Origin of the sequence: Nocardia takedensis NBRC 100417, from assembly GCF_000308695.1 — a bacterium.
GTDB classification, from domain to species: Bacteria; Actinomycetota; Actinomycetes; order Mycobacteriales; family Mycobacteriaceae; genus Nocardia; species Nocardia takedensis.
Genome location: NZ_BAGG01000068.1, coordinates 121311 through 139712, shown reverse-complemented (window position 1 = coordinate 139712; position 18402 = coordinate 121311). Strand labels below are relative to the sequence as shown.

Sequence of the window (18402 nt, the reverse complement as noted above, 5' to 3'; positions counted from 1 at the left end):
TCCGCGGTGTTGGTGCGGCGCACCAACCGGTGGGTCAACCCGGGGCTGGTCGCGGCGGGCGGCGCGGCGGTGCTGGCGTTGGCGTGGGCGCTGGGGTCCACCGCGATCGCGGGCGCCGCCCTGGACAACGACTCCTCCGGTCCCAGCGTCCGTTTCGAGTCGCTGGCCCAGGCGCGCATCCTGGCCCAGCAGGCCCGCACCGACGAGACACTGCAACTGATCGTGCGCGGTGACATCGCCGACGGCGAGAAGAGCTACGAGGACCACCTCGCCGCGCTGCGCACCAACCTGGCGGCGGCGCTGGGCCCCGGTTCGGCGGCGGCGGTGAGCGTGGACAGCTGGAACGAGGGGCACCGCGCCCAGGTCGAGGCGTACCGGTCGGCGAATTTCAACGCCGCGCTGAACCAGGCCATCGGCGCGGGACCGCAGGGCTCGGCCGAGCGTTTCGCGGCGGTGGACCGCGCGCTGGGCGCGGACCTGGCCGCGGCCCGCGCGCAACTGCGCGACGGGGTGAACGACGCGGGCGACGCGCTGAGCTGGGCGCCCGCGGTGGCGTTGCTGGCGATGCTGGGCGCGGCGGGGGCCGTGGTGGTCGGTCTGTGGCCGCGGTTGAAGGAGTTCCTGTGAAGCACACGAGGATCAGCGTCGCGCTGCTGGCGCTGTGCCTGACGGTCGCGGGCTGCGGCAGCGGGGTCTCGGCGCCGGATCCGTTGACGGTGTCGGCGGTGAACCCGACCCCGCACGACTTCGCCGAGATCACCGTGCCGCCACAGTCCGAGACGGCCTGCGACGCCGAGATCAGCCTGCGGCCCGGTCCGCTGCCCGCGCCCGGCGCGATGCCCGCCGGTTCGCCGATGGCCGCGATCCGCGATCGGGGCCGGTTGCGGGTGGGCGTAGACCAGAACACCTACCTGTTCGGTTTCCGCAACCCGGTGACCGGTCAGATCGAGGGTTTCGACATCGATATCGCGCGCGAGATCGCCCGCGCGATCTTCGGCGACCCCGACCGTGTCGAACTGCGGTCGGTGACGGCGGCCGAACGGTTGAGCGCGCTGCGCGAGAACAAGGTCGACCTGGTGGTGCGCACCTTCTCCGCGACCTGCCAGCGCCGCCAGGACGTCGACTTCTCCGCCGTCTACTATCGCGCGGCCCAACGCATCCTGGTCCCGACGAATTCGTCGATCCGGTCGGCGGCCGACCTGGGCGGCAAACGGGTGTGCGTGGCCAACGGCACCACCGCGGCGGGTCCGCTGTTCGAGCTTCCCACCCGGGTGACGGTATTGGGCGTGACGAACTGGACCGACTGCCTGGCGGTGCTGCAACAGGGGGACGTCGACGCGATCAGCGGTGACGACCCGATCCTGTACGGGCTGGTCGCCCAGGACCGCAACCTGTCGGTGGTCGGCGAACCGATCGGCGCCGGCGCCTACGCGGTCGGGGTGGCCAAGGGCAGCCCGGATCTGGTGCGTTTCGTCAACGGCGTGCTGGAACGAATCCGCGCGGACGGCACCTGGGCGCGCATCCGCGATCAGCGGCTGGCCGATCTGGGCCTCGACCAGTCCCCGCCGGTTCCGCGGTACTCGGATTGACCCGCGCCATGGCGATACTCACCCTGGCCGAGATCGACGCCGAACTGCGCTTCCGGGTCGAGGAGTGCGCGCGCATCACCGCGACCCTGGTCGACCTCGACCGCCATCCCGGGCTGACGTTGATCCGTTCCTTCCCGCCCGCGGGCGCCACCGAGGCGGCCTGGCTGCCGGTGCGCGAGGCGCTCGAGCTGATGTGGCAGGACCACGGCCGGTTGCGCGCGATCCTCGAGGCCGCCGAGTCCGCGCGCGGGACCCGTGCCCGCGTGGACGACGCGACGCGCGCGGAGCTGACCAGGCTGCTGCGCGGCCGACCGCACGAGGCGAGCCGGGTGCCGATCCCGATGGCGCGGCGGTCGCTGACCGGTCCCGGCGAGCAGGTCCTGATGGTGGGGCTGGCCGACGTCGTGGACCGGATGAAGGCCACATTCCCGCGGATCGCGGAGTTCCTGGACGCGGTGGACGCGGTCAACACCCGGATCCTGTCGGGACTGGCCCCGATCCAGCACCGACTGGACGCGGCGGGCCCGCTCGGCGGCGGCACGAGCGAGGTGGAGTCGGGGATCGCGGCGCTGCTGCGCGATTCGGCGACCGACCCGCTGGCCCTGCGCCCCGAGGACATCGACGCCCGGATCGGCGAACTCGACGCCGCGCTGCGTCGGGAGGCGGCGCTGCTGGCGGAGGCGGCGGCGATGCGCGCCGACTGGCCCGCCGCGCTCGCCCACACCCGCGCGCAGTGGGAGTCGCTGCGCGAGGCCGTCGACCGCGTCGAGCGCATCCGCGCGGAGGTGACGGCGAAGATCGAGGTCGGCGCGCTGCCCGCGCCCAGGACCGTCGATCCCGCGCTCGCGGGGCGAGTGGACGCGCTCGAACCGGGCGCGGTCGCGGCGTTGATCGCGGTGCGCGCCGAGATCGCGGCGGCCGCCGAACGCGCGAGCGCCGAAGCCGACCTGTATCAGGGGCTGCTGGATCGGCGCGCGGAACTGCGCGGGCGACTGCGCGCCTACCGCGCCAAGGCGGACCGGCTCGGTGTGGCCGCGCTCGACGCGGTCGCGGCGGCCGAACGCGCGGCCGGGCAGGTGTTGGGGGCGCGGCCCTGTGATCTGGCGGCGGCGACCCGCGCCGTCGCCGAGTACCGACGTCTCATCGCGGCCACCTCGGGGAGGACCTCATGATCTGCGCCGAACCCGGATGCGGCGGCACCGTGGAGGACGGGTACTGCACCGTGTGCGGCACCGCGCCCACCGCCGCCGCCGCGACCATCTCCGCGTCGCCCGCACCCGCCGCGCCGCCGTCGGTCGATCCGGTGTGCGCGGAACCGGGATGCGGCGGCGAGATCGTCGACGGCTACTGCCAGACCTGCGGCACCGCACCGCGATCCGCGCCCGCCGTCACTCCCGTGCCGGGTGCGGGCACCTCCGCGATGCCGGGCACCGTCGCCGGGCGGGTCTCGGCGCGCTCGGCCCGCACCGGCCGTTCCACCTCGAGCCGGTCGAGCGGGCGCGGGCGACTCGGCGCGGGCATGGTCGACGTGCCCCGGGTGCCGCGGGTCGATCCGGCCTCGGCGATTCTGCCGGACCCGGAAGTGGCCGAGGCCAAACGGTTCTGCCCGAGCTGCGACAAACCGGTGGGGCGCGGCCGTGACGGGCGTCCGGGCCGGGTGGAGGGGTTCTGTCCGCACTGCGGGGCCCGGTTCTCCTTCGCCCCGACCCTGTCGGCCGGCGATCTGGTCGGCGGGCAGTACGAGGTGGCGGGCTGTCTGGCCCACGGCGGCCTCGGCTGGATCTATCTGGCCACCGACCGCAACGTCAACAACCGCTGGGTGGTGCTCAAGGGCCTGTTGAACTCCGGCGACCTGGACGCGATGGCCGCCGCGGTCGCCGAACGCCGCTTCCTGGCCGAGGTCGAGCATCCCAGCATCGTCAAGATCCTCAATTTCGTCGAACACCTGGGCGCCGACGGCGTCGCGGTGGGCTACATCGTCATGGAATACGTCGGCGGCACCTCCCTCGAGCAGATCCGGCGCGCCCGCCGCGAATCCGGCCAGGGCTGTCTGCCGCCCGCCCAGGCGATCGCCTACATCCTGGAGATGCTGCCCGCGCTGGGGTATCTGCATTCGCTGGGGCTGGCCTACTGCGATTTCAAGCCCGACAACGTCATGCAGACCGACGAGCAGCTCAAACTGATCGACCTGGGCGCGGTGATCGCGTTGGACGACGAGTCCAGCGCCATCTACGGCACCATCGGCTTCCAGGCGCCGGAGATGGCCGAGACCGGTCCCACGGTCGCCACCGAGGTCTACACGGTGGGCCGGACCTTGGCGGTGTTGACGATGCCGCTGCCCCGCGACAAGGGCTATTACGGTCCCATGCCGGGCCCGGAGGCCGAACCGCTGCTGGCCGCCCACGATTCGCTGTATCGGCTGTTGGTCCGGGCCACTGACCCGGACCCGGACGCGCGGTTCGTCTCGATGCAGGAGTTCGCCGACCAACTGACGGGGGTGCTGCGCGAGGTGCTCGCCGCCGAGGACGGTCTGCCGCGTCCGGGGTTGTCGGCGCTGTTCGGCCCGCCGCGCGGGGTGTTCGGTGCCGAGACCGCCCCGACCCCGGCCGAGGTGCTGGCCGCGCTGCCGGCGCCGTTGGTCGACCCGGGCGATTCCGGGGCCGCGTTGCTGGCGGGCGCCGCGGGTGTGTCGCCCGCGGAACTGGCGCCGGTCCTCGAGGCCGGGATGCGCTCGGTGGTGACCGGCGGCACGGAATCGGTGGAGATCCCGCTGCGGTTGGTGCGCGCCGCCCTGGACATCGGCGACGCCGCCGACGCGCTGGGCCGCCTGGACGCGCTCGCCGAGCCCCTGGCCGGTGACTGGCGACTGCACTGGTATCGCGCCCAGGCGCTGCTGCTGCGCGGCGAATTCCGCACCGCCGCCGCCGAATTCGACGTCGTCTACCACACGCTGCCGGGGGAGGCGGCCCCGAAACTGGCCGCCGCGGCGGCGCGCGAGGCCGCACGGGCGGAACTCGACTACGCCACCCGCCTCTACGAGACGGTGTGGCGCACCGACCGCGCCCAGGTCAGCGCGGTGTTCGGGGTGGCGCGCCTGCACGGGTCGGCGGGTGCGCGCGACGCCGCGGTCCGCGCTCTGGACCAGGTCGAGCCGTCCTCGGCGCAGTACTCCGCCGCGCGGATCGCCGCCGTGGAAACCATCCTGGCCGGGCGCGCCCCGACGGAGTTGAACGAGACCGTGCTGCGCGCGGCGGGCGAGCGGGTGGCGCGGTTGCGCATCGAGTCCAAGGGCCGGGCCGCGCGGGTGCGGATGCGCGTGCTCGAGGCGGCGTTGTCCTGGTTGCGGGGCGGCGCTCGCCCCGCCGACCGGGAACCGTTGCTGGGCGCGAGTTTCGACGTCCACGGCGTGCGCACCGGACTGGAACGCTGCTACCGCGATCTGGCGCGCGAGGCCGAGGACCTGTGGACCCGCGTCGAGTTGGTCGAACGCGCCAACGCCATCCGACCGAGGACCAGACTGTGACCGATCCGCGCATCCCCGACCCGACCGCGCCCACCGCGCCGAGCGCGCCAGAGCCCACGGCGCCAGAGCCCACAGCGCCGAGCGCGCCAGAGGCCCCCACCCAGGAGGTCGGGGTGCCCCGCTGGGCGCGCCCGGCCCGCTCGACCCCTGTCCCGCCCCCGTCCGCCGTAGTCGAAAGTGCCGAAGTGAACGAGTCCACCGCGATCCGCGAGCCCCAGGCGGGCTCGGACCGCCACGTCACCGCCGCGCCGCGCTGTCCCGGCTGCGACTACGAGGTCGCCGCCCGGGACCGGTTCTGCGAATCGTGCGGGCGGGAATTGGGTGCGCGCCGGGTCGCGCTGCCCTACCGCGACACCAGCGCGGCGCTGTCCTGCGAGGGCTGCGGCGGCGACCGGTTCGACGCCGACGACTACTGCGACGGTTGCGGTCAACTGCGTCCGCAACCCGACCGTTTCGAAGCCGATCTGGGCGCGGTCCAGGTCGCCACCGACCGGGGTGTCGCCCACGCCCGCAACGAGGATTCGGTGGCCGCCGCGGTCCTGGACACCGCTGCCGGTCCCGCGTACACGGTGATCGCGGTCTGTGACGGCGTGTCCACCTCCGAGGACCCGCAGGCGGCTTCGGGCGCGGCCTCGCGCGCCGGTGTCCAGGCGTGCCTGGCGGCGCTGGCCGAGGGCGCCTCGGCGGCCGAGGCGTCCTTCGCCGGGTTGGCGGCGGCCGCCCAAGCGGTGCGGGCGGTGGCCGTGGTCGAGGGGCAGGCGCCCTCGTGCACCTACGTCTCGGCGATCGTGCGCGGCTACGGCACCGGCGCGGTGGAGGTGACCGTCGCCAATGTCGGTGACAGCCGCGCCTACTGGCTGCGCGGCGACGCCGATCCCGCCTCCCGCGCCCTGGCCTCCCAGCGCCTGACCGTGGACGACTCCTACGCCCAGGCGCTGGTGGACGCGGGCGCGATGGACGAACGGACGGCGATGAACGATCCGCGCGCCCACACGCTGCTGCGTTGGCTGGGCGCGGACTCGGGCCCGAAACCGTGGTCGGACAGTTGCGTGCGGACCTTCCGCACGGGCGGTCCCGGCGTTCTGCTGCTGTGCACCGACGGCCTGTGGAACTATCGCCCCGATCCGGCGGGGTTGGCGGAGTTGGTCGCCGCCGCCGACCCGGCTACGGCCGCGCGGGCACTGGTGGACTTCGCGGTGCGCAGCGGCGGCCACGACAACATCACGGTCGCGTTGGCGGCCGTGCGGTGATCCGAGCAGGAGTGGGGCAGTGAATTCCGTGGCAGATGAGGGCGTGTCGGTCACCGTCGACCAGAACGAGTACCTCGCCGACGGCGCGGGCACCGTCGACGCGGTGGTCACCGTGCAGACAGGCGCCGGTTTCGCGGCGGCCGAACCGGTCCAGGAGCGCGTGGAGATCCTGATCCTGGACTGTTCGGGATCGATGGGCAACCAGCGCAAATTCGACGGCGCGCGCGCCGCGGTGCTGGCGGCGCTGGACGTGCTGCCCGACGGCACCCGGTTCTCGATCGTGGCGGGCACCTCGATGGCCAAGCTCATCTACCCCGTCACCACGCCGTCGGCGGTGGCGAGCGAGCACACCCGCGCCGAAGCGCGCGGCCACCTGGCGGTGCTGCGCCCCACCGGCGGCACCGCGATGGGCACCTGGCTCGGGTTGGCCCGCCAGCTGTCCAGGAAGCACGAGGGCGCGATGGTGCACGCCATCCTGCTCACCGACGGCAAGAACGAGCACGAGCAGCCCGCCGCGCTGGCCGCCGAGATCGCCCGGTCCGAGGGCGCGTTCACCTGCGACTGCCGCGGGGTGGGCACCGACTGGCGGGTCGAGGAACTGCGTCAGATCGCCTCCGCGCTGCACGGCACGGTCGACATCGTCGCCGATCCGGCCGGGTTGGCCCAGGATTTCGCGGCGATGACCCGCTCGTCGCTGGCCAAGACCATTCCCGAACTCACCCTGCGGGTGTGGACGCCGGCCGGGGCGCGGCTGCGTTTCGTCAAACAGGTCGCTCCCACCATCGAGGACCTGACCGCGCGCCGTCGCGAGTCCGGCGCGCAGGTCGGGGACTATCCGCTGGGGGCGTGGGGCGCGGAGGAGCGCGAATACCACGTGCAGGTGGAGGTGGAACCGGCCGCGCCGGGCCGGGAGAAACTGGCCGCGAGGGTCAGCGTGCTCGCCGAGGGCGAGCCGGTGGGGCAGGGGCTGGTGCGGGCGGTGTGGACCACCGAGACAGATCTGTCGGCGCGCATCAGCCGCCGCGTGGCCCACTACACCGGTCAGGCCGAGTTGGCCCAGGCGGTGCGGGAGGGGTTGGCCGCGCGCAACGCGGGCGATGTGGAGACCGCGACGGCGAAACTGCGGCGCGCGGTGGAGTTGGCCGCCGAATCCGGCAACGAGGGCACCGCGAAACTGTTGCGCAACGTGGTCGAGGTCGACGAACGCGACGGCACGGTGCGCCTGCGCGGCAAGGTCAGCGCCGCCGACGAGATGGCGTTGGACGCGCGCTCGACCAAGACGACCCGGGTCCGCGGGCGGGGGTGAGCATGCGGGTCTGTCTCGACGGGCACCCTTCGGCCGCGACCGACTACTGCGACGTGTGCGGGTCGCCGCTGGGCGCGCCGCCCGCGCCGAACCTGTGTCCGGCGTGCGGGCTGCCCAGCGCCGGGCGTTTCTGCGAGGAATGCGGCCACGATTCGGCGTTGAGCGCTCCGCGCGCACCGGAACCGTCCGCGCCGCAGCCGATTATCGATCCGCCGTCCGAGGAGTCGGGTGATCCCGTCCCGGTGACGGAGGCGCGGTTGGTGGACTGGGTCGCCACCATCACCGCCGACCCCGACTTCTACGAGCGGGTCCTGGCCCGCGAGGGGCCCGACGCCGACCGCGTGGAGTTCCCCGCCTATGTCCCGCAGCGGCGGATCGTGTTGCGCGGCGGGCAGATCCTGATCGGCAAACGCAGCCTGTCCCAGGGCGTGACCCCCGATATCGACCTGGGGTTGGCCCCCTCCGACGCGGGGGTGTCGCGCGCGCACGCGATGTTGCGGTTGACCCCGACCGCGTTGACGATCACCGATCTGGGCTCGACCAACGGCACCAGCCTCAACGGCAGCGACGAGTTGATCCCGCCCGACACCGAGATCCCGTTGCGCAGCGGTGACCGGATCCATCTGGGCGCGTGGACCACGATCACGCTGTCCACCGAACCCCGCTGAGCCCGAACCGATCTCAGACCCGGTCGGCGACGAGTTCGGCGCCGCGGACCTGACGGTCGCAGGCGGCGAGAACTTCCTCGACGGTGATGCGCAACAGTCCCGGATCGGGGTCGGGCGAGGTCGGGTCGCCGTGGCGGCCTGCCCACAGCGCGGTGTGGGCGAACCGTTCCGGCGGCGGCCCGGCCCGATCCGGCGCGACAGGCCCGAACAGCAGTACCGAGCGGGTGCCGAACGCGGTGGCCAGGTGGCCGACGCCGGTGTCACCGGCCACGACCAGCGCCGCACCGGCGACGGTGTCGGCCAACTGCGCCATCGTCAACTCGCCCGCGACCACGTAGCGCTCCGGCAATCCGGCCAGTTCCGCCACGGTGCGCGCGGCGGTGACCTGGGTGGCGTCACCGGTGATCAGGACCGGGTGACCGGCGCGGCTCAGGTGCGCGGCGACCTCGGCGAACCGGTCCAGCGGCCACTGCCGCGACGGGGACGCGCCCGGATGGACGACGACATGCGTGCCGCGCCCCTCCACGTGGGCGGGCGGCAACAGCGTGAAATCGGTGGGGTCGGCGGGGATTCCGGCCGATTCGAGCAGCCGACACCACCGCACGTTCTCGTGCACGTGCACCGGCCACATCGGGCCGCGCATGAGCGGGAAGTCCGGGTGCCGGTAGCTGATCAGCTGGTCGGGGACGGTGCCGAGCAGGTCGGTGATCGATTCGGGGCCGCGCCCGTGCAGGTTGACCGCCGAGGTTGGCGGCGGCGCGTTCCAGCGCAGGTCGCCCAGCATCGGGGTGGCGTGCAGGTCGTCGACGCAGCCCGCGAGGTCCACGACCGGCCGCAGCCAACCCGGCGCGGCCAACACCAACCGGTGGTGGGGGCGCGCGGCGCGCACCGCGCGCAGGGCGGGCAGCGCGGTCAGCAGCCCGCCGAGGCCGCGGGCGCGCAGGACCAAGGTCACCGCCGGGCTCGGCGCGCTCATCGCGGGATCACGATCCCGGTCAGATCCGCGTCCCGGATGGGGGTGTCGGGATTGGCCTGGGCCGAACACATCACCTGGATCGCGGCCATCGAGGCGTCCACGACGGTCGGGTCGGGGTTCTCGCCGCCGCGACCGTCCTGTTCCAGGAATTTGGTGACCGTCACCCGCCGGGAGTCCTGGTCCTGGCCGAGATAGTCGCTGCACGGGGTGTCACCGCCACGATTGAGCGCTTTCTCGGCTTCACCGCAGCCGGTGACGGTCAGGACGGCGGCCGCGGCGGCGGCGACCAGGATCGGGATGCTGGCTCTCATCGGAACTCCTGCTGCTGAACGGGTTTCCGGCGGTCGCGGGTGCGGGGCGAGGATGCCGGGGGCGGTCCGGGGAGACCGCCGCGTCGTGGCGCGCCGCGCGGGCGCTGCCGGGGATGACGCCGATCGTCGTCGACGTGCTCACTCCGACGCATACCCCGTTCGGGCGGCGGTAATCGGCGCGACCGGTCACCGCCGGGCCGCATCAGTGTCCGTGGTCGTCGTATTCGTGGGCCGGTTCCTGGCGGCGCACCCGACGGTGCTCGGCCCACACCAGCAGCGCGCCGCCGGCCAGACACACCACCGCCACGATGCCCGCGATGATCGCCCAGCCCTCGTAGCCGTAGCCGGAAGCGGTCAGCGCCAACCCCACCGAGACGATGCCGACCGCGGCCAACAGGATGCCGGGCCAGTTGCGGGTGTCCTCGATGGACTCTCCGGCGTGGGTGCGGGTGGTGCGGGTGTGGTCGGGAAAACGTTCCTCGGTCACGATGCCCTCCTGGGATGTTCCACGGCTGTCACTGGTGTTCACCAGCGGCCATACCCGCGATCACCGGCCGCAATCACCACTGTTCGCGGGCTCACCCGCGCACGCGCGAAGGCCGCGGCCTCCTGTGCGGAGACCGCGGCCCGGCGGGTGCGACCCGGCTCACTTGTTCCAGATCGCGGCGACGCGCACCTGACCGGCCACGGTGTAGCGGTGCTCGTGGACCAGTCGGTAGCCCTGCCCGGACAGCTCGGCCGCGGTGGTCTGGAAGCTCGCCACATCGATGTCGTGGCGGGCCTGCCAGGCGCGACCGTCGTTGCGCTCCCAGATGCCGACGAAGCGCGAGGAGCCCCCGACCTCGTAGCCGCGCACCAGCGTCAGCCGGTAGCCCTGGGCCACCAGGGCGTCGAACTCGGCCTGGTAACCGCGCGAGTCGAAACCGTGGCGGGCCTGCCAGGCCCGACCGTCGTTACGCTCCCAGGTGCTGCTGTAACGGGGATCGTCGCCGCTGGTGGCCTGGATGTCGACCAACCGGTAACCCTGGGCGGCCAAGGCGTCGAACTCGGCCTGGTGCTGGGCACCGGTCAGGTTCTGGCGGGTCACCCGGTCGACCGGGGCCGGGGTCGGGACGGGCGCGGGCTTGCCCGACTTGGCGAAGGTGACCGTCCAGTGGCGGCGGTCGCCCTGATAGATCACCGACACGCCGACGTCGGTGAGCGCGCCGTCGAGGATGATCGCGCGGTGCCCCGGCGAGTTGGACCAGAACTTCATCGCGTCCTCGGGACCGCCGACGGTGCCGGTGCCGTAGAAGTTGATCTCGGCGATCTTGGGCGCGTCGGCGGGCACCCCGCACTGGGCGAAACGGGTCTTGATGTCGCGGCCCAGGGTGTCGACGTGGTCGGCCGGGGACACCCCGCGCGCCGCGCTGTCGTTGGAGGCCCATTCGGCCGGGCGGGCCATGGTGTCGGTGTGGGTGACCGCGGCCAGTCCGTTCTCGGCGCGCAACTGGTTGATGCGGTCGAGCACGGTGCCCTCCTCACCGCGCAGCGCGAGCGCCGCGGTGTCGACGTCGCAGTTGGTGTAGGGGGCGGCGGAGGCGGTCGGCAGGACGAACAGGGTCGCGCCCGCGGCGAGGGCGGCGACGGCGGCGGTGGCGGTGCGGAGGTTCATCGGAGTGTCCCTTTGTGCGGTGTGTTCGGGTGGGTTGCACAAAGAGTGGGGCCGGTCGCCAACGAAGCGCCAAGCAGTCACCAACGGCCGGTATCGCCGCAGATCAGCGCGCCGCGACGGGCTCCGAGACACCCTGCGGGACCGCCCGCAGGTAGGCGTGGCGGGTGGCGGCGGCCACCCGGTCCCAGTTGTAGCCGTCGCGCGCGCGGTCGTCGGCGGCCGCGCCCCAGGTCTCGCGCAGGGTGGAGTCCTCGAGCAGCGGACGCACCGCCGCGGCGACCTCGTGCGGGTCCGCGGAGGCCAGCAGTCGTCCGGTGACCCCGTCCACGACCGTGTCACGCAGGCCGCCGACAGCGGTGGCCACCACCGGGCGACCGCAGGCCATCGCCTCGAGCGGGACCAGCCCGAACGGTTCGAACCACGGCGTGCACAGCACCACGTCGGCCGAGCGGTACAGCCGCGCCATGCCGACGTGTGAGACCGGACCCAGGATCCGGAACCGTTCGCCCACACCGTGTTCGGCGGCGATGCGCCGTAACCGCCTGCCCTCGCCGTCGTCGTCGATGTCGTCGCCGACCGCGCCGCCCGCGACCACCAGTTCGGTGTCGGGCAACTCCGGCAGCGCCCGCACGCCCACGTCGAAACCTTTGCGCCGCAACAGCCTTCCCGCCGCGACCAGGCGGTGTCGGGCGCCGCGCCCGGCCGCGCCGCCCGAGCAACTGAACGCGCCCGGGTCTACGCCGCCGGGCACCACCGAGGTGCGGAACCGGGGCACGCCCATGCGCACCAGTTCGGCGGCCTCCTCCGAGGACCCGGCCAGCACGTGGGCCGCGCGCAGGGCGATCAACCGCTCGAAACGGATCCGCGAGCGCGGGTTGGTGTCGGCCAGACCATGGTGGCGGCGCGCGACGGTGCCCAGGCCGTGGAAGGACACCACGACCGGTAGTCGGTGCGCGCGGGCGGCCAGTTCGGCGGCCAGCGCCGAATTCCAGTAGTGGGCGTGCACCAGGTCGACCGGGTGGGTGGACCAGTGCCGTTGCAGGAAGGTCCCGAACTCCCCGAGGTGGGGCAGGATCTGATCGCGGGTCAGCGGCGCGGCGGGGCCGGCGGGCACGTGCACCACGACGTAGCCCTCGCGGGTGCGGACCTCGGTGCGCACGTGCGGGTCGTCGCGGCGGGTGTAGACGACGACCTGATGTCCGGCGCGCGTCAACGCCGCCGACAACGCCGCCACGTAGACGTTGCGTCCGCCCGCTTCGGCGCTGCCGGGTTCGGCGAGCGGGCTGGCGTGCGTGGAAACCATCGCGATCTTCACGGCTGACTCCGATCCTGTTCCGGCCCGTCCCGAGCCGCATACGGCCTGTGCCGGATATGCCCGGGCGCGCGCGGACGCAAACAACGTTCACCGGCCGCGACCGGGGCGACCGTTTCGGCCCGCACCCGCCGGGTACGCGGCACGCAGGGCACAACACGCCGTGATTCGCCGGAGCGGAGTTGCCGACCGGGCAGCGGCCGCGGGCGCGGCGGGACAAGGTGGTGATGGGCAATGGGGGACAGCACGCACGGGGACAGGTCGACGACAACGGTGGGAGTGCGCGTTCCGGCGCGCCCGGACCAACTGATCATGTTGCGGTCGCTGGCCGAAACCGTCTCCCTGATCGCGGATTTCGCGTTGGACGAGGTCACCGACATCCGGTTGGCCCTGGACGAGATCGCCACGGCGCTGGTACTCGACGCGGCCCCCGACACCGAGATCGACTGCCGCTTCACCTACGACCGCACCCACATGCGGGTGCGCGCCGACGCGGTGTCGGCCAGTGCGACGGTGTCGGCGCGCGCGGATCTGAGCCGCCACATCGTGCAGACGCTCACCGAATCCTTCGACGTCAGCCAGGCGGCGTTCGATCCGAGGACCGGCGGCTATCCGACGGTGGTCGAATTCGACTGGTGCAGGCCCACCGCGGGATCGCGGTGAGCCCGCGTTCGGCGGTCAGGTCAGATCGGGCGGGCCTGGCTCGACCGGTTCGGGCCCCGGCACGGGCGGCAGCGGTCCCGGGCGGGTCGGCGGTCCGGGCACCGGCGGCAGCGGTTCGGGCTCGGGTCCGGGCGGGGTGCCGGGGTCCGGCGGCGGGTCCGGCGCGGGAACCGGGGGTACCGGGTCCGGGTCGGGACGCGGCGCGGGCGGGGGAACCGGCGGGATCGGCGCGGGCGTCGGATTCGGTACCGGCGGCGGCACGGTGGCGGTCGTGCTTGCAGTACGCCCCGAAGTATGCCCCGATGTGTGCCCCGAAGTATGCGTAGCCATCATCGGCTGCGGGTACCCCCGAGGGCATGGACGAACCAGACCGATCCGGTCCCGGTCGGCGCGGCGCAGGTCACAGCGATGTCCGCGTTTGTCCGCGGACGCCCTCGGGTACGCCACCGTTGATCGGACAACTGTCACACAGGGCTCAGGGAGGGTCGTCATGAACTATCGGCGACGACCGAGCACCCGCAATCCGCTACCGGGTCCGGGCCGCGCTCGTTCGCTGCCCGCCGGGCAGGATCGCGAGGCGCCCGGAACGCGTCACCAGGTCGTCGAACGCTCACCGCGAGCCGTGCGCACCCATGTGACCCGCGATCACGCGGTGATCCGCCGTTGGGCCGAGCAGCGCGGCGCGCGCCCGGCCACCATGCCGGGCAGCGAGTACGGCGGCGAGTTGTCGGTGCTGCGCTTCGACTTCCCCGGCTACGGCGGCGCGGTGCTGCGCCCGGTGGACTGGGAGCAGTGGTTCGCCGCCTTCGACGCGCGCAGGCTCGAGTTCCGCTACCAGGACGACCGCGCCGACGGCAGCCGCAGCAATTTCAACCGGCTCGAGAGCCCGCCGGACCCGGCCTGAAGCCGCTCCCGCCGCCCCCGTGTCCCGGACGCGGGGGCGGTGCCGTGTCGGAGGTCACCCCCGCTGTCACCGGCCCGCGACGAAACCTGACGTTTACAGCGACACGCCGTCGGGTAACCGGCGTGTTGGCAAGTTGCTGGAAAGCGGACTGTCGCGTCGGAACGGGAATGCGATTGCCCGCGCCAGACGTCGGCGGTCCGCGAGGGTGAGGTCTCGAGGTGCGCAGCGAGGTGCGGTCATGCCGGTCGAACTGATGATCGTGGACGAGGACGCCGAGGTGCGCGGTGCGTTGCGCCGGGCCATGGAAGGGGAGGGCTACGACGTCAGCGAGGCCGAGCGGGCCGCCGCGGCGTTGTCGCGGCTGCGCAGCAACGGCGCGCCCGACGTGATGATCGTGGAATTGATGTTCGGCGATATGGACGGTTTCGACTGCATTCGCGAAATCCGCCGCGATCACGACGTCCCGATCATCGTCATCAGTTCCCGCGACGACACCCACGACGTGGTGGCCGCATTGGAAGCGGGCGCCGACGACTACGTCACCAAACCTTTCGAGATCAAGGAGATCTCCGCGCGGATGCGCGCTCTGCGTCGCCGCGCCCGCCTGACCGCGGACCGGGAATCGGGTACGCGCGAGGTCGTCCTGGAATCCGATGCGGAAATTCCGTTGATCCTGGATCGCGACGGCGGTGCGGTGCGGCGCGGCGACGAGGAAATACGGCTCACCATCACCGAATTTCGCCTGTTGTGCGAACTGGCGGAAACTCCCGGCCGCGTCCTGTCCCGTGACGTGCTGCTCGAACGGGTCTGGGACGAAGGATTTTTCGGCGACGAGCGCATCGTCGACGTCCATATGCGCCGTTTGCGCACGAAAATCGAACGCGATCCGTCCGCGCCGAGCCTGGTGGTCACCGTTCGCGGCCTCGGCTATCGGTTGGACATTCAACGATAGTTTCCCGCCGGAGATCACTTCAAACGTCATGAGCGTCACAGAAAAGCGGTTCCTGCCTGCGGATGTGATCTGGTCGTAATACAACCGTAAAGATTTCGACCATGTTATCGACATGTAACCGGGCAAACCTGGTTGAGTACTCCAGAACCAACCTGGGAGTTGTATGTCATCACCAACCATGTCCACGCAGAGACCGACCGCCACGATTGTGAGACACCCCCGGATCGAGGACGGCGCGCATATCTGGCGGATCGCGAAGGATTCCGCCGTGCTCGACCTCAATTCGAGCTACGCCTACGTGCTGTGGTGCCGCGATTTCGCGAACACCTCGCTGGTGGCCGAGGTGGACGGCCGGGTGGTGGGTTTCGTCATCGGTTACCTGCGCCCGGACGCGCCGGACACCGTCTTCGTCTGGCAGGTCGCCATCGACGAGAGCCAGCGCGGCCGCGGCACCGGCTCCGCGCTGATCACCGGACTGCTCGACGCTGTCGCCGAACGCGGGGCCACCGCGCTCGAGACCACCGTCTCCCCGGACAACCCGGCCTCGATCGCCATGTTCGCCGCCGTGGCCCGCGACCGCGGACACCACATGAGCAGGCGCTCGCTGTTCGAGCCGGGCGTCTTCCCCGACAGCCACGCCGCAGAAGACCTCTATCGCATCGCACCGACAGTTCAGGAGGAACTCCGATGATCAACGCCGACACCGAAGTGTTCGACGAGATGGAATCGAACGTGCGCGGGTACTGCCGGAACTGGCCCACGGTCTTCACCACCGCCAAAGGCAGCTGGATCCGCGACGAAGAGGGCAACGACTACCTGGACTTCTTCGCCGGCGCGGGCGCGCTGAACTACGGACACAACAACCCTGTGCTCAAGCAGCCGCTGCTGGACTACATCGCAGGCGACGGCATCACCCACGGCCTGGACATGTCCACCGCGGCCAAACGCAGGCTGCTCGAATCCCTGCGCGACACCCTGTTCGCGCCCCGCGGCCTGGACTACAAAGTCCAGTTCCCCGGCCCCACCGGCGCCAACGCCGTCGAGGCCGCGCTGAAACTGGCCCGCAAGATCACCGGCCGCGAAACCGTGCTCAGCTTCACCAACGCCTTCCACGGCATGACCCTGGGCGCGCTGTCGGTCACCGGCAACGCCGCCAAACGGGCGGGTGCGGGCGTGCCGCTCGTGCACGCCGCCCACATGCCCTACGACGGCTACTTCGACAACACCACCGCCGACTTCCAATGGATGGAACGCGTCCTGGACGACACCTCCTCCGGCTTCGACCGCCCCGCCGCGGTCATCGTGGAGACCGTGCAGGGCGAGGGCGGGGTCAACGTCGCGCGCGCCGAATGGCTGCGCCACCTGGCCGGCCTGTGCGCCGAGCGCGAAATCCTGCTGATCGTCGACGACGTGCAGATGGGCGTGGGCCGCACCGGCCCGTTCTTCTCCTTCGAGATCGCGGGCATCACCCCCGACATCGTCACCCTGTCCAAGTCCATCAGCGGCTACGGACTGCCGATGGCGCTGGTGCTGTTCAAACCCGAACTCGACCAGTGGTCCCCGGGCGAGCACAACGGCACCTTCCGCGGCAACAACCCCGCCTTCGTCACCGCCCACGCCGCCCTGCAGCACTACTGGGCCGACGACACCCTCCAGAAAGCCACCGAGGCCAAAGGCGAGCGCATCGCCGCCGCGCTGGGCGAGGCCGCGGGCAACTTCGCCGGTGTCAGCACCCGCGGCCGCGGCCTGGTGCAGGGCATCGTCTTCGAGGACCCCTCCCAGGCGGGCAAGGTCTGCCAGGTCGCCTTCGAACGCGGCCTGCTGGTGGAGACCTCGGGCTCGAGCGACGAGGTCGTCAAATTGCTCCCGCCGCTGACCGTCACCGACGACGAGATCGACCGGGGCCTGCAAGTACTGACCAGCGCCATCGACACCGTGTGCACCGGATGGGGCCGACTGCACCGGGGCGCCGCCAATGGAGGTGAACGCGCATGATCGTCCGAACCACCGCCGAGATCACCGGCACCGAACGCGACGTCGCGGGCAAGGGATGGCGCAGCAAGCGCATCGTGCTCGGCGGCGACGGGGTCGGGTTCTCCTTCCACGAGACCACCATCGACGCGGGCAGCGAACACGAGTTCCACTACCGCCATCACATCGAGGCGGTGTGGCTGGTGGAAGGGGAGGGGACACTGCACGACCTCGACAACGACAAGGCCTACACCCTCGCCCCGGGCTCGATGTATCTGCTCGACGGCCACGAGAAACACCGTCTCATCGCGCGCACCCGGATGCGGATGATGTGCGTGTTCAACCCGCCGGTCACCGGACAGGAGGTCCACGACAGTGACGGCGTCTACCCGCTGATCGAAGCCAAGGCCGGGTGAGGCGGTTGGTGACCCAGCAGATCACGGACCTGTCGGACCGCTACCCGACCCGCAAGGGCGCCTCCACCCGCACCGTCCCCCGCACCGATCCCACGGTGTGGGGGACCGTGGAGCATCCCGCGCTGGCCGGTTTCGAAGCCGACGGATTCGCCGCGGTCGAAGACCTGCTCAGCCCCGCCGAAGTCGCCGACTTCGGGGCCGAGATAGGTCGGTTGGCCGCCGACCCGGACCTCGCCGAGGACGACCGGGTCATCGTGGAGAAAGCCTCGCGTCGGGTCCGCTCGATCTTCGAGGTCCACGAACTCAGCGCCGCGGTGGGCGATCTGGTGCGCGAGAGCCGGGTCGCCGGCCTGGCGCGCCAGGTGCTCGGCTCGCAGGTGTACCTGCACCAGACGCGGATCAACTACATGCCCGGCTTCCGCGGCGGCGGGTTCTACTGGCACTCCGATTTCGAGACCTGGCACGCCGAGGACGGGATGCCGTCCCCGCGCGCGGTCAGCCTCTCGATCGCGTTGACCGACAACTATCCGGTCAACGGGAGCCTGATGGTGATGCCCGGCTCGCACCGCAGCTTCGTGGGCTGCCAGGGCAGCACACCGGCCGAGCACTACCGGGAATCGTTGCAGGAACAGGAGATCGGCCTGCCCAGCCAGGCCGCCATCGCCGAGTTGGCCAACCAGCACGGTATCGTCCAGTTCACCGGACGGGCCGGGTCGGCGCTGCTGTTCGACTCCAACATCATGCACGGCTCGTCCAACAACATCACCCCGTTCCCGCGCTCCAACATCTTCCTGGTGTTCAACAGCGTCGAGAACACGCTGGTCGAGCCGTATTCGGCACCGGCGCCGCGACCCGGCTACATCGCGGCCCGCGACTTCACTCCCGTCTAGGGAATGCCCTGCTGTGG

At 71.8% G+C, this 18402-nt stretch carries 19 protein-coding genes and 1 pseudogene; 14 read left to right on the top strand and 6 right to left on the bottom strand.

What is annotated here, in order from left to right; translation table 11 throughout:
* From ON30_RS15350 to ON30_RS15320, 7 genes and pseudogenes are all read left to right on the top strand, one after another.
* A pseudogene (locus ON30_RS15350) lies at positions 1 to 627 on the top strand (hypothetical protein); the annotation flags it as partial.
* Entirely contained in the window at positions 624 to 1589 is a 966-nt protein-coding gene (locus ON30_RS15345) for a glutamate ABC transporter substrate-binding protein (RefSeq protein WP_040707731.1), read from the top strand. The pseudogene ON30_RS15350 and the gene ON30_RS15345, both read left to right, overlap by 4 nt.
* Before the next feature lie 8 nt (positions 1590 to 1597).
* Positions 1598 to 2761 (top strand): hypothetical protein, encoded by a 1164-nt coding sequence (locus ON30_RS15340; RefSeq protein ID WP_040707730.1) that lies wholly within the window; start codon positions 1598 to 1600, stop codon positions 2759 to 2761.
* The gene (locus tag ON30_RS15335; protein ID WP_040707728.1) at positions 2758 to 5112 is read left to right on the top strand and encodes a serine/threonine-protein kinase; all 2355 of its coding nucleotides are present in this window, start codon (positions 2758 to 2760) and stop codon (positions 5110 to 5112) included. The genes ON30_RS15340 and ON30_RS15335 overlap by 4 nt, the downstream gene beginning before the upstream one ends.
* 185 nt (positions 5113 to 5297) lie before the next feature.
* Entirely contained in the window at positions 5298 to 6362 is a 1065-nt protein-coding gene (locus tag ON30_RS15330; protein WP_051029382.1) for a PP2C family protein-serine/threonine phosphatase, read from the top strand.
* 19 nt (positions 6363 to 6381) lie between these two features.
* Positions 6382 to 7668 (top strand): vWA domain-containing protein, encoded by a 1287-nt coding sequence (locus ON30_RS15325; protein ID WP_040707726.1) that lies wholly within the window; start codon positions 6382 to 6384, stop codon positions 7666 to 7668.
* 2 nt (positions 7669 to 7670) lie between these two features.
* Entirely contained in the window at positions 7671 to 8336 is a 666-nt protein-coding gene (locus tag ON30_RS15320) for a double zinc ribbon and FHA domain-containing protein (RefSeq protein WP_040707725.1), read from the top strand.
* 13 nt (positions 8337 to 8349) lie between these two features.
* Here the strand turns inward: ON30_RS15320 and ON30_RS15315 are convergent, their stop codons facing one another.
* From ON30_RS15315 to ON30_RS15295, 5 genes are all read right to left on the bottom strand, one after another.
* Positions 8350 to 9312 (bottom strand): glycosyltransferase family 9 protein, encoded by a 963-nt coding sequence (locus ON30_RS15315; protein WP_040707724.1) that lies wholly within the window; start codon positions 9310 to 9312, stop codon positions 8350 to 8352.
* Complete coding sequence (locus tag ON30_RS15310) at positions 9309 to 9623, bottom strand: hypothetical protein (protein ID WP_040707723.1); 315 nt, start codon at positions 9621 to 9623, stop codon at positions 9309 to 9311. The genes ON30_RS15315 and ON30_RS15310 overlap by 4 nt, the downstream gene beginning before the upstream one ends.
* Positions 9624 to 9825: 202 nt before the next feature.
* Positions 9826 to 10110: a hypothetical protein gene (locus ON30_RS15305; RefSeq protein ID WP_051029393.1), complete on the bottom strand. Its 285-nt coding sequence runs from the start codon at positions 10108 to 10110 to the stop codon at positions 9826 to 9828.
* Positions 10111 to 10269: 159 nt separating this feature from the next.
* Positions 10270 to 11277, bottom strand: a complete 1008-nt coding sequence (locus tag ON30_RS36150; protein ID WP_051029381.1) for a CAP domain-containing protein — start codon at positions 11275 to 11277, stop codon at positions 10270 to 10272.
* Between the two features lie 103 nt (positions 11278 to 11380).
* On the bottom strand, positions 11381 to 12592 hold the full coding sequence (locus tag ON30_RS15295; RefSeq protein WP_040707721.1) for a glycosyltransferase: 1212 nt from the start codon (positions 12590 to 12592) through the stop codon (positions 11381 to 11383).
* Positions 12593 to 12823: 231 nt separating this feature from the next.
* On the opposite strand from ON30_RS15295, the gene ON30_RS15290 reads away from it, so the two are divergent.
* Positions 12824 to 13252 carry an anti-sigma factor gene (locus ON30_RS15290; RefSeq protein WP_040707720.1) on the top strand — a complete coding sequence of 143 codons (429 nt, stop codon included), beginning with the start codon at positions 12824 to 12826 and terminating at the stop codon, positions 13250 to 13252.
* Positions 13253 to 13267: 15 nt separating this feature from the next.
* Here the strand turns inward: ON30_RS15290 and ON30_RS39190 are convergent, their stop codons facing one another.
* Positions 13268 to 13513 (bottom strand): hypothetical protein, encoded by a 246-nt coding sequence (locus tag ON30_RS39190; protein ID WP_157183748.1) that lies wholly within the window; start codon positions 13511 to 13513, stop codon positions 13268 to 13270.
* A 229-nt stretch (positions 13514 to 13742) separates the two neighbouring features.
* Here ON30_RS39190 and ON30_RS15285 point away from each other — a divergent pair, with 229 nt between their 5' ends.
* The 6 genes from ON30_RS15285 to thpD all read left to right on the top strand — a co-directional run bounded on the left by ON30_RS15285 (position 13743) and on the right by thpD (position 18385).
* The gene (locus tag ON30_RS15285) at positions 13743 to 14156 is read left to right on the top strand and encodes a hypothetical protein (RefSeq protein WP_245554057.1); all 414 of its coding nucleotides are present in this window, start codon (positions 13743 to 13745) and stop codon (positions 14154 to 14156) included.
* A gap of 238 nt (positions 14157 to 14394) precedes the next feature.
* Positions 14395 to 15108 (top strand): winged helix-turn-helix domain-containing protein, encoded by a 714-nt coding sequence (locus ON30_RS15280; protein ID WP_040707719.1) that lies wholly within the window; start codon positions 14395 to 14397, stop codon positions 15106 to 15108.
* Between the two features lie 178 nt (positions 15109 to 15286).
* Entirely contained in the window at positions 15287 to 15799 is a 513-nt protein-coding gene (gene ectA / locus ON30_RS15275; RefSeq protein ID WP_040707717.1) for a diaminobutyrate acetyltransferase, read from the top strand.
* Positions 15796 to 17103 (top strand): diaminobutyrate--2-oxoglutarate transaminase, encoded by a 1308-nt coding sequence (ectB, locus tag ON30_RS15270; RefSeq protein WP_040707715.1) that lies wholly within the window; start codon positions 15796 to 15798, stop codon positions 17101 to 17103. Before ectA ends, ectB begins: the two co-directional genes overlap by 4 nt.
* Positions 17100 to 17495, top strand: a complete 396-nt coding sequence (locus tag ON30_RS15265; RefSeq protein WP_040707713.1) for an ectoine synthase — start codon at positions 17100 to 17102, stop codon at positions 17493 to 17495. Before ectB ends, ON30_RS15265 begins: the two co-directional genes overlap by 4 nt.
* Before the next feature lie 8 nt (positions 17496 to 17503).
* Complete coding sequence (thpD, locus tag ON30_RS15260) at positions 17504 to 18385, top strand: ectoine hydroxylase (RefSeq protein WP_040707711.1); 882 nt, start codon at positions 17504 to 17506, stop codon at positions 18383 to 18385.
* Positions 18386 to 18402 lie beyond the last annotated feature (17 nt).

Excerpts from the sequence above, each read along its gene's own strand:
- ON30_RS15340 (WP_040707730.1), top strand. The coding sequence starts at position 1,598 with ATGGCGATACTCACCCTGGCCGAGATCGACGCCGAACTGCGCTTCCGG.
- ON30_RS15335 (WP_040707728.1), top strand. The coding sequence starts at position 2,758 with ATGATCTGCGCCGAACCCGGATGCGGCGGCACCGTGGAGGACGGGTAC.
- ON30_RS15320 (WP_040707725.1), top strand. The coding sequence starts at position 7,671 with ATGCGGGTCTGTCTCGACGGGCACCCTTCGGCCGCGACCGACTACTGC.
- ON30_RS15315 (WP_040707724.1), bottom strand. The coding sequence starts at position 9,312 with ATGAGCGCGCCGAGCCCGGCGGTGACCTTGGTCCTGCGCGCCCGCGGC.
- ON30_RS15310 (WP_040707723.1), bottom strand. The coding sequence starts at position 9,623 with ATGAGAGCCAGCATCCCGATCCTGGTCGCCGCCGCCGCGGCCGCCGTC.
- ON30_RS36150 (WP_051029381.1), bottom strand. The coding sequence starts at position 11,277 with ATGAACCTCCGCACCGCCACCGCCGCCGTCGCCGCCCTCGCCGCGGGC.
- ON30_RS15290 (WP_040707720.1), top strand. The coding sequence starts at position 12,824 with ATGGGGGACAGCACGCACGGGGACAGGTCGACGACAACGGTGGGAGTG.
- ON30_RS15285 (WP_245554057.1), top strand. The coding sequence starts at position 13,743 with ATGAACTATCGGCGACGACCGAGCACCCGCAATCCGCTACCGGGTCCG.
- ON30_RS15280 (WP_040707719.1), top strand. The coding sequence starts at position 14,395 with ATGCCGGTCGAACTGATGATCGTGGACGAGGACGCCGAGGTGCGCGGT.
- ectA (WP_040707717.1), top strand. The coding sequence starts at position 15,287 with ATGTCCACGCAGAGACCGACCGCCACGATTGTGAGACACCCCCGGATC.
- ectB (WP_040707715.1), top strand. The coding sequence starts at position 15,796 with ATGATCAACGCCGACACCGAAGTGTTCGACGAGATGGAATCGAACGTG.
- ON30_RS15265 (WP_040707713.1), top strand. The coding sequence starts at position 17,100 with ATGATCGTCCGAACCACCGCCGAGATCACCGGCACCGAACGCGACGTC.